Origin of the sequence: Mycobacterium sp. (assembly GCF_025965855.1) — a bacterium.
GTDB lineage: Bacteria > Actinomycetota > Actinomycetes > Mycobacteriales > Mycobacteriaceae > Mycobacterium.
Map to the genome: position 1 here is coordinate 1 of NZ_JAOPWB010000081.1, position 8,442 is coordinate 8,442.

Annotated in this window: 8 protein-coding genes and 1 pseudogene; 1 reads left to right on the forward strand and 8 read right to left on the reverse strand. The window is 67.1% G+C overall.

The window, feature by feature from the left end; all coding sequences use genetic code 11:
• Positions 1-164 (forward strand): annotated as a pseudogene (locus JWP83_RS06120) (hypothetical protein); the annotation flags it as partial.
• Here the strand turns inward: JWP83_RS06120 and JWP83_RS06125 are convergent.
• Genes JWP83_RS06125 through JWP83_RS06160 form a run of 8 tightly spaced genes read right to left on the reverse strand, consistent with a single transcriptional unit; the run spans position 157 to position 8,311 of the window.
• Complete coding sequence (locus JWP83_RS06125) at positions 157-858, reverse strand: YoaK family protein (RefSeq protein ID WP_297727245.1); 702 nt, start codon at positions 856-858, stop codon at positions 157-159. The pseudogene JWP83_RS06120 and the gene JWP83_RS06125 overlap by 8 nt on opposite strands.
• A 37-nt stretch (positions 859-895) precedes the next feature.
• Entirely contained in the window at positions 896-1,657 is a 762-nt protein-coding gene (locus JWP83_RS06130) for a mammalian cell entry protein (protein ID WP_297727248.1), read from the reverse strand.
• Positions 1,624-2,178: a mammalian cell entry protein gene (locus JWP83_RS06135; RefSeq protein ID WP_297727251.1), complete on the reverse strand. Its 555-nt coding sequence runs from the start codon at positions 2,176-2,178 to the stop codon at positions 1,624-1,626. The genes JWP83_RS06130 and JWP83_RS06135 overlap by 34 nt, the downstream gene beginning before the upstream one ends.
• Entirely contained in the window at positions 2,175-3,161 is a 987-nt protein-coding gene (locus JWP83_RS06140) for an RDD family protein (protein ID WP_297727254.1), read from the reverse strand. Before JWP83_RS06140 ends, JWP83_RS06135 begins: the two co-directional genes overlap by 4 nt.
• The gene (locus JWP83_RS06145) at positions 3,158-3,985 is read right to left on the reverse strand and encodes an Mce protein (RefSeq protein WP_297727257.1); all 828 of its coding nucleotides are present in this window, start codon (positions 3,983-3,985) and stop codon (positions 3,158-3,160) included. The genes JWP83_RS06140 and JWP83_RS06145 overlap by 4 nt, the downstream gene beginning before the upstream one ends.
• Positions 3,955-5,505, reverse strand: a complete 1,551-nt coding sequence (locus JWP83_RS06150) for a virulence factor Mce family protein (RefSeq protein WP_297727260.1) — start codon at positions 5,503-5,505, stop codon at positions 3,955-3,957. Before JWP83_RS06150 ends, JWP83_RS06145 begins: the two co-directional genes overlap by 31 nt.
• On the reverse strand, positions 5,499-6,671 hold the full coding sequence (locus tag JWP83_RS06155) for a virulence factor Mce family protein (protein ID WP_297727263.1): 1,173 nt from the start codon (positions 6,669-6,671) through the stop codon (positions 5,499-5,501). The genes JWP83_RS06150 and JWP83_RS06155 overlap by 7 nt, the downstream gene beginning before the upstream one ends.
• 23 nt (positions 6,672-6,694) lie before the next feature.
• Positions 6,695-8,311: a virulence factor Mce family protein gene (locus JWP83_RS06160; protein WP_297727266.1), complete on the reverse strand. Its 1,617-nt coding sequence runs from the start codon at positions 8,309-8,311 to the stop codon at positions 6,695-6,697.
• Positions 8,312-8,442 lie beyond the last annotated feature (131 nt).

Below are 8,442 nucleotides of genomic sequence, written 5' to 3' on the forward strand. Positions count from 1 at the left end.
CCGCGGTCCTGCAGGACGGCGGCGGGTCGTCGGCGATCGTGCTGCGGCGTGACACCGGCGGCATGTGGGCCGGCGCCGGGTCACCGAGGGGATCGTGCGACACCCGGCAAGTTCTGTGCGACTCCCACGAGCGGGCGCTGCCCAGCTGGCTGGCCTTTAATTAGGCTGCCCCGCAACCTTTTCCGTTTCCGCCGGACCGAAGCGAAAGATCAGCAGGCTGGTCGTCACCACCGCCGCCGCAACCACGAACACCGGGGCGACGACGAATCGCGACATCGTCGCACCGACCAGGGCGCCCGCACACATCGTGAAAACGACGCTGAAGCGCAGTTTTTCGCGGGCGCCCGTCCCACCGGCCAGACGGCTGTCCAGGCCGAGGCTGACGATCGTGGACGTCAAGACCGTGGTGGAAAGTTCTTGGATCCCGAACTGGCGCGCACTCGAGTGCTGCAGACCGAACGTCACCGCGAGCATGCCGATCATGATCAGTTTGGTGTAGTCGTGGTAGTGCAGCACACCCGTGCCGGCCAGAACCGACAAGGCGACCAACAACACGATCTCGGCCGCCAGCACCGTGCTGATCCAGGTTCGCGTCCGCTGACCGAAATGCCTTGCCAACCGGCCGCTGACGATCGTGGTGCAGACAAACGTGGGCAGGGCCACCACGACAGCCGTCAGGTCGATGTTGGTTCTCGGGGCCAGCCAGAAACCGAGGAAGATCACGTTGCCGGTCATGTTCGCCACGAAGACGTGACCGAGAACCAGGATGCTGATCGCGTCCGCCAGGCCGGTGGCGAAGGTCAGCAACAGCAGCGCCGCAACGGTCGAGCGCTCCGAAACCGGCGACGCAACGGTCATGCGCTGCAGCGTGTTCGGCGGCCGGCGTCCACGTGCGCTAGACGTGCGGCGTCAAGTCCAGCGAGGTGATGGTCGTCATCCTCGTCACCAGCCAGCGCCCGCTGGTGCGCTTCATGAACAGCCGGTAGGACAGGTACTTCAGCGCCGGGATGTTCTTGGTCAGCGGACTGGTGGACGTGGTGTTGGTGTAGACGATGACGACGGCATTCGGGTCGTCCAGCGATTCGACCGCCGCGCCGGTCACCTCGGTGGTGTTGGTCACCTTGGCCTGCTTGTTGGGGGCCACGATCGCGTCGACGAACTTGCGGTACTGGGCCTCGAAGTCACCGCTGAGGTAGGCCGCCGCGCGATCGGCGAGGCCGTCCATGTTCTCCGGGGTGTAGGTCCACAACGTGGTGATGGCGTTGGCCGCGGTGCGCGCCACCTTCATCTTCGTCGCGGCGGTGGCGCGATCGGTCAGGTATGGCTGCATCGCCGCACCGGCGAAGGCCGCGGAGCCGACGAACAGCACGGCGGCCACCGCGATCGCGACGCCGAGCCGCTTGCCGGCCAGGATCTTGCGCCGGGGGCGCTTTTCTTTGGCGCCCGTCGCGGCCGCCCCGTCCGCCCCGGCCTCCTCGCCCTCCGCCTCGCCCCGCGCGTCGGCGTCGGCCTCATCGGGGGCGGCCTCGGCGGATTCAGTTGCCGCATCGGCGCTTTCGTCGCGCTCCGCGACGGCTTCGGCGTCCTTGCCCTCGGATTCCTCCGTCTTGGCCGCGTCGGCGGTCAGATCACCTGCAGCAGGTTGCTGATCTTCCACTGATTTCCTTCCCGCGTAACGGTTGCCGTCCAGCGATTGGTGTTGTCGAATACCTGTTTTCCATCCGGCGACTTGGACGTCACGTCGGTTGCCACCATCACGGTGGCGCTGCCGTCGTCGTTCCACCGCTCCAGGCCCGCGCCGAGGACGCTGCCGGTCGCGGGCTCGGCTCGGGCCACTTGCAGCAGGATCTCGTTGGCCTTCTCCTGGTACTGCTTGGCGAAATCACCGGTGGCTTGGGCCAATACGCGCGTCACATAGTCGTTGGCGTGATAGGGGTCAATCGAGGTGAACTGCACCATGAACCCCGTCACGTAGGTGAGCACCTCGCGCTCCTTGGAGGCGGTGCGCACGCGCGACTGATTGGAGATCAGCATCAGGGTGCATGCCGCGATCGCCGCGACGATCAGCATTGCGGCAACCGCGGCGGCCACCGGCAACCCCCACGGTCGCGGCGGCGGGACCGGGCGCGCGACGAGCAATGATCCCTCGCCGGGCGCAAACCTGCGACGGGGACTCATTTTCCGTTCCCGGGCGGTTTCGGCTTGGTCAGCACGCTGAGGTCGTCGACGCGCCAGCGGTCGTCTCCGCCCTTGGCGAATTCCACCCGGACGGTTGCGCTGATATACCGCTCGTCGGGCGCCGCGCCTCTCCGGCCCTGCAGGAACAACAGCATGGTCGCCCGATCCGGCGTTGCCGACTGCACCGACCATTCCCTGGGCCAGTACTCGTTGATGACGGGATTGCCCTTCTGGACCACATCCTGCTGCACCTGCAGCTGGCCCCGGTACTTGTCGGTCGCCAGCGACCGCGCGCGAGCGAAGTCGTCGCGCAACGACTTCGGGTCATACGTCAGCATCTGCGCGACGATCTTCGGCCCCTGCGTCTCGATCTGCGCCCTGCTTTGGTCGCTCGCCCGATCGCGGGAGTACACCACCAGGTAGCTGACGGCGGCGCCGCCGAGGCACACCACGGTCGCGGTCAGGACCGCCACCGCGGTCCAGCGCCGTAAGTTGGGCAGCGCCTCGTCGGGTTCGACACGTCGCACTTCGGTGCCCAGCAGCATGTCGGCGAAGGTGCGGCGCCGCGAATCCCACAGCGGCCAAAGCCATCCCACCACCGACACGGTGTCGAGCAGGTGGGCCAAGTCCCGCAGCAGCAGCCCCCACGGCCCGATGGGTGTGCCGTCGCGGCGCACCACCGCGATGCGAAACAAGCCGCGCCCCAGGCTCCAGCCCGTGAGGGTCGGCAGCAGCAACCGGTTGACCAACATCAGCAGGATGGCGACGCCGCCGACCGAGACACATGCCCACCACCAAATCGGGTGCTGAGCCAACGTCCAGGCAACAAGTGCCATCGTCGTCGCGACGGCGATGCACGGCAGGACATCGACGGCGTCCGCGGCGAGCCGAAGAGGCCAGGGGGCCAAGGCATCCCGCGGTGACTCCGGTGCGGCCGCCGTGGTTCGAGCCTGAGCCTGAATCTCCTCGACCACCACCGTCACTTCGTCACCTGGTCGAGCTTGGAAATCCGGTACTGCCCTTCGGCGAATGCCATCTTCACCCGCAGGCGGTAGCCGGTTTCCTTTTGCGACTGATCGCTTGACACCTTGACGCGCATCGCGACGAGCACGTCGACCGAGCCGTCGTCGTTGTTGCGCTCCACCGCCGCCCGCACATCGGCCACCTGAACGTGGATGTTCGCGGCCTGATAGGCCTGAACGATCATGCTGGTGTACAGCAGCGCCTGGGAGCGGAAGGCGTCCGTGCCACACTCGATGATCTTTTGTTCACTCTGGGCCATCGCGTTGGTGTCGGGCGCCTGAGTCGCCGCCACACAATCCACCGCCGCCTTGAGCGCCGCGGCGTCGTTGCGCGCGATGACTTGGCTGTCGTGCTGGTAACGCAGCGCGAAGTAGCCACCCGCCCCGAGGCCGCCGGCCAGCAGCACGAGCGCGGCGGCAATGCCGGAGAGCCACCCGCGACCCAGGCGCGACGGGCGGCGTTGGACGTCCGCGCCTCCAGCGGCGGCCTCGGGTTCCTCGGGCGACTGCTCGGCCGTTTCGGCCGTCGTCTCCGGGCCCGCCTCGTCGGCTGCGTCCTCGGAGTCCTCCGGTCCTGGCGCCTCGTCGACCGCCGCCGGGCTGGTCGCATCGGCTTCGGATTCCGCCGACTCCTCGGCGGCCGTCACTTGCGGGGTGGTCTGCTCATCAGCAGCCGCCGGCTCCTGCTGAATCTTCGGACTTGATCTCGGGGAGGGCCTGCGCAGTCGACGAAACCTCGGCATAGGTGGGGGGTTCAGCCGGCCGGCGCCAGCATCTCCTTCCATCCGTCGTCTCCTGTTTTGGTCGAGTTTTCGACGGAGTATTTCACTCCATCAGGCCCCACCAGTACACCGCTCTGCGGACTGTAGATCGCAGCGGGGGGCCCGCTCGGAGTGTAGACACACGGGTTGGGCTGCTGGCCGTTGCATTGCACGGAGCCGCTTCCCGGCCGCGACAATGGATCGCTGGTCGGCGGCGGCGTCCCCGAGACCCGGTCGGAGGGCGCCGGGTTCAGGCCGGTGTCCACCGAGGGTGCCGGGATCACCATGCCCGGCCGCACCGACTGGTCACAGCGGGCGGAGGGCGCCGGGCAGGTCAGGATCTGGTTCGGGTCCCCGTACCAGGGGTTGGTGCCCGCCGGAACGTAAGGGTTGGGGTCACGGCACTCCCGCGGCGTCGCCGCCCGCTTGCCGGGGATATCGGTACACGGGATGTTGCGCGACCCGCGCACGCTGTTGGCCGGGTAGTCCATCGGAATCTTGCAGTAGGTGCCCGACGGCAGGGGCACCAAGTTGGTGTCCGCCGGGGACCGCCACTCCGGCGCCGGAATGAAGCCCGTCAGGCACGGCGGCGGCTGGTTGATCGACAACGCCAGGTCCAGTGCCGCCTGGTTCGGGAACGGCGCGGCCACCGTCTGCGCGATCGAGGCGCCCTGAGGCAGGAAGACAAACAGCTGCTCCACGCTGGTGTGGTAGCGCTTGAGCAGGTCGAACACGACCTCGAGGTTCGCCAGCGTCTGCGGCAGGGAGTCGCGGACGTCGTTGAACACCTCGTTGACCTGATCGGCGGTCGGCGCCGCCTGGCGCAGCACGCTTTTCAGATGCCCGTCCTCCTGCGCGGCCTGCGCGGACAGGTTGTTCAGGTTGCGGGCCCAGCGCTCGATCGCGGCATTGGAATTGACCTGGCTGTCCAGGACCGGCCCCGAGTTCTGGATGATGTCGTTGACGTTGGTGATGTTGGTCTTGAAGTCACCGACGATCGCCTGCGTGGAGTCGACCAGCCGCTGCAGAGCGGGGCCCAACCCGCCGACGGATTGCGCCGTCTCGTCGAGCAGTTGGCCGATCTTGTCCTTGGGCAACACGGCAAGCCCCCGATTGGCGGTGTCCAGCGCCGGACCGATCTCGGCCGGCACCGTGCCCTTGGTGATGGTCTGACCGTCTGCCAAGTCCTTGCCCGGGTGCCCGGTCGACACCAGGTCGAGATACTGCTCACCGACCGCCGACACCGAGTGCACGTTGGCGATCGCATCGACCGGGATCTTGTAGCGGCTGTCGATGCTCATCGTCGCCTTGGCGCCCGTCTCGGTGGGCTCGACGTCGGTGACCTTGCCGATGGTGATGCCGCGATAGGTCACGTTGGCCGTCGGATACAGGCCGCCCGACGCGGGCAGGTCGGCCTTGAGGGTGTACCGCCCGATGCCCACCAGGCTCGGGATCTCCAGGTAGTACACACCGAGCACCAGCAGCGAGATCACCGTCAGGATCCCGAAGGCGATCAGCTGGCGCCTGATGAATGGGGTCAGCATTGCCTATCCGCCCTTTCCACCAGCGGTCCGCCGGGAGCGTCGTTCGGATTCGGCGTGTAACGGACGTCCGGGATCATCGTCTCGGGGTCACGCCCGAACGACTGCTCGAGCGCCCGCAGCGCTCCCGACAATCCGGTGCCGGTGAGGAACGCGTTGTCGATCGAGCTGTAGGTCAGGTCCACCGTCAGCGATATGTTCTGGTAGTCGCCGCGCATCAGCTTCGGAATGGTGTCGATGTCGTAGGGCTGCGTGAGGATCAACTTCAGCGCCCCGATCAGATACGGCGAGGCACGGCCGAGCTCCTTCAGCGGGCATTGCAGCGACTGCAGGTCCTGGTGCAGGGGCCCGCGCGCTTCCGACAGGTACTGGTCGGCGGCCTGGCTGAGCCGTCCCACCGAGTCGACGGCGTTGATGAGCAGCTGCTTGGTGTCGGCGAAATGCTTGATCAGCGGCGGGACGTCGGTCAACACCCGATCCAGCACGTCGGCCCGGCCACCCACGTAGACCAGCAGCCGGTTGGTGGAGTCGATGGCGTGGGTGATGTCATCACGCTGCTGATTCAGCTGGTTGGTGAAGGTGTCCAGCTTGCCGAGGAAGGCCCGGATCTGGTTCCCCCGCCCGTTGAAGATGTTGAAGACCTCGTTCTGGAGCACCTCCAGGTTCGGGATGCCGCCGCCGCGCAGGATCAGCGACAGGCTGGCCAGTGTCTGCTCGGTGGTGGGAAACGCGGACGAGTTCTTCAGCGGGATGGTGTCGCCGTCCTTGAGCGGCTCACGCGAGGGGTTGGGTGGGGAAGCCAGCTCAACATGCTGAGAACCCAGCAGCGACGTCTGGCCGACCTTGGCGGTAGCGTTCTTCGGGAGCTTGACGTTCTTGTCGATGCCCAGCGTCAGCGTGGCGATCCAGTTCTTCAGGTTGATGGCCTTGATCGAGCCGACGAAGACGTCGGCGACCATCACCTTGCTGTTGCCGTTGATGGCGAGGGTGTCCGGCATCTGCACGTAGATGGTGTAGGACCCCCCGCCGCTGCCCGGGCCACCCGGGATCTCCACGTTGGAGATCCCGCGCCAACCGCACGAGCTCAGCACCAGCGCGGCCACCAGGAACACCAGCGCCTGCCAGGCCCGGTGGCGGGCCGGCGGGATCAGCCTTCGCAGCGCACTCACTCCTGGTCGGTTCGTCTTACTCCTCACTGGCCACCCCCGAAGTCAGCGGGCGCCGCCGGACCGCCGGCGTTGGGCGCCGGCGCGGCCACCGGCGCGGGCGTCGGAGCGACCGGGCCCGGGGCCACCTCCGGCCCCGGCGGGGGCGGCGGTATCGGCACCTGCGGGGGGCGCTGTCCGATGACGGGAGCGATCGGGTTCTCGTCGTAGGCGTTCGGATATCCCGGCGGGGTCTGCAGGTTCGATTGCACCGGCTCGATGTTGGGGCCGCCCATCAGCTCGGCCAGCGACTCGGGGGTCATCAGGCCCGCGGTGATCGGCCCGACCTGCTGCCCCTGCATGCCCGGGGCGACGATCCAGCCGTGCTGGGTGTTGCGGTGCGACGTGGGCGTATCCGGTGACCAGATCCCTGGGACCGTCGTGTCCTTGTACCCGTTGGGCGGGTGCAGCCTCGGCTCGGAGTAGGCGACGTCCTTGGGCAGCGTCTCCGCCGTGGAAAACAGGTTCAAGCCGAACGGCAGGTAGTTGAACTTGATCGCATCGAGGATCGGCGAGAGATATTGCGCGCACAGCTCGGCGGACTCCTGGTATCCCAGCCGGCTGCCGGCCTGAATAGAGCTGCAGATGAACTGCATCGGGTTGGCGAAGTTGGTGATCGCCGGGACGGCCACCACCGAGCCGTGCGACGGGTGATAGATCTGGTTGATGTTCGCCGCGGCCGTCGGCAAGACGTGCAGCGCGGTCTCCAGCCCGTTCAGCGGATCCGGCTGAAGCAGCGCGTTCGTCGCGGTCGCCAGGTTGTTGATGTCGTGGGTCAGCACCTCGCGGTTCTTGTCCAGCCAGGGCCGCACGGTGGAAAGCAGGCTGTCGAACTGCACTATCGCATCGGCCAGGGCGCCATCGGAGCTGGCGAGCCGGCCGGTGAAATCCGCCAGGTTCTGGTTCAGCGCGACGAACTGCTGATCGTCCTGGTGCAGCGCGTTGACGAACAGCGCCAGGCTGCGCACCACCGCGAAGAAGTCGCCGCGACCCTCGTTCAACGCGGTCAACGCCTGCGACAGGCTGTTCAGCGTGTTGTTGATCTGTTTGCCCTTGCCGGCCAGCCCGTTCGCGTACGACTCGATGACCTCGCCGAACGGACCCTTCGGCTGTTCCGGCGTGGGACCGAGTTTGGAGATGATGTTGGTGACGCTGTTGCGCAGCTCGTCCCACTCCACCGGCACCTGGGTGCGGTCCTCGGGGATCACCGCGTTATCGGCGAGCACCGGGCCGCCCTTGTAGGGCGGCTCCAACTGGATGGCGCGCGAGGCCACCAGCGTGGGGTTGAGGATCACCGCCGACGCGCTGGCGGGCACCTTGTATTTGTTCTCGTAGTGGAAGGTGACCTTCATCTTGTCGCCGGCCGGCTCGATCTTGTCGATCGCACCCACCCGCAGCCCCATGATCTGGACCTTGTCGCCCGGGTAGAGCGCGTTCGCCACCGGGAAGTAGGCAACGACGGTGTTGTTCGTCAGCTTCTGGAGAATCCGCCACCCGGCGTATCCGAGAACCAGGGCCAGCACGATCACCAGCGACCCGATGATCACCGATGTCCGGGACATCTTCGGCAGCCGGATGTTGCGAACATCAAAGATGGTGCTCAATTCTGGCTGCCTCCCGTGATGCCGCTACCACCCGATCCGCCGGGGTTGATGAACGGCGCCGGCAGCTGGATCCCCGGCCCGGGCGGCGCCGCCGGACCCGGCGGCAGCGCCGGCGCGAACGTCGACGGCGG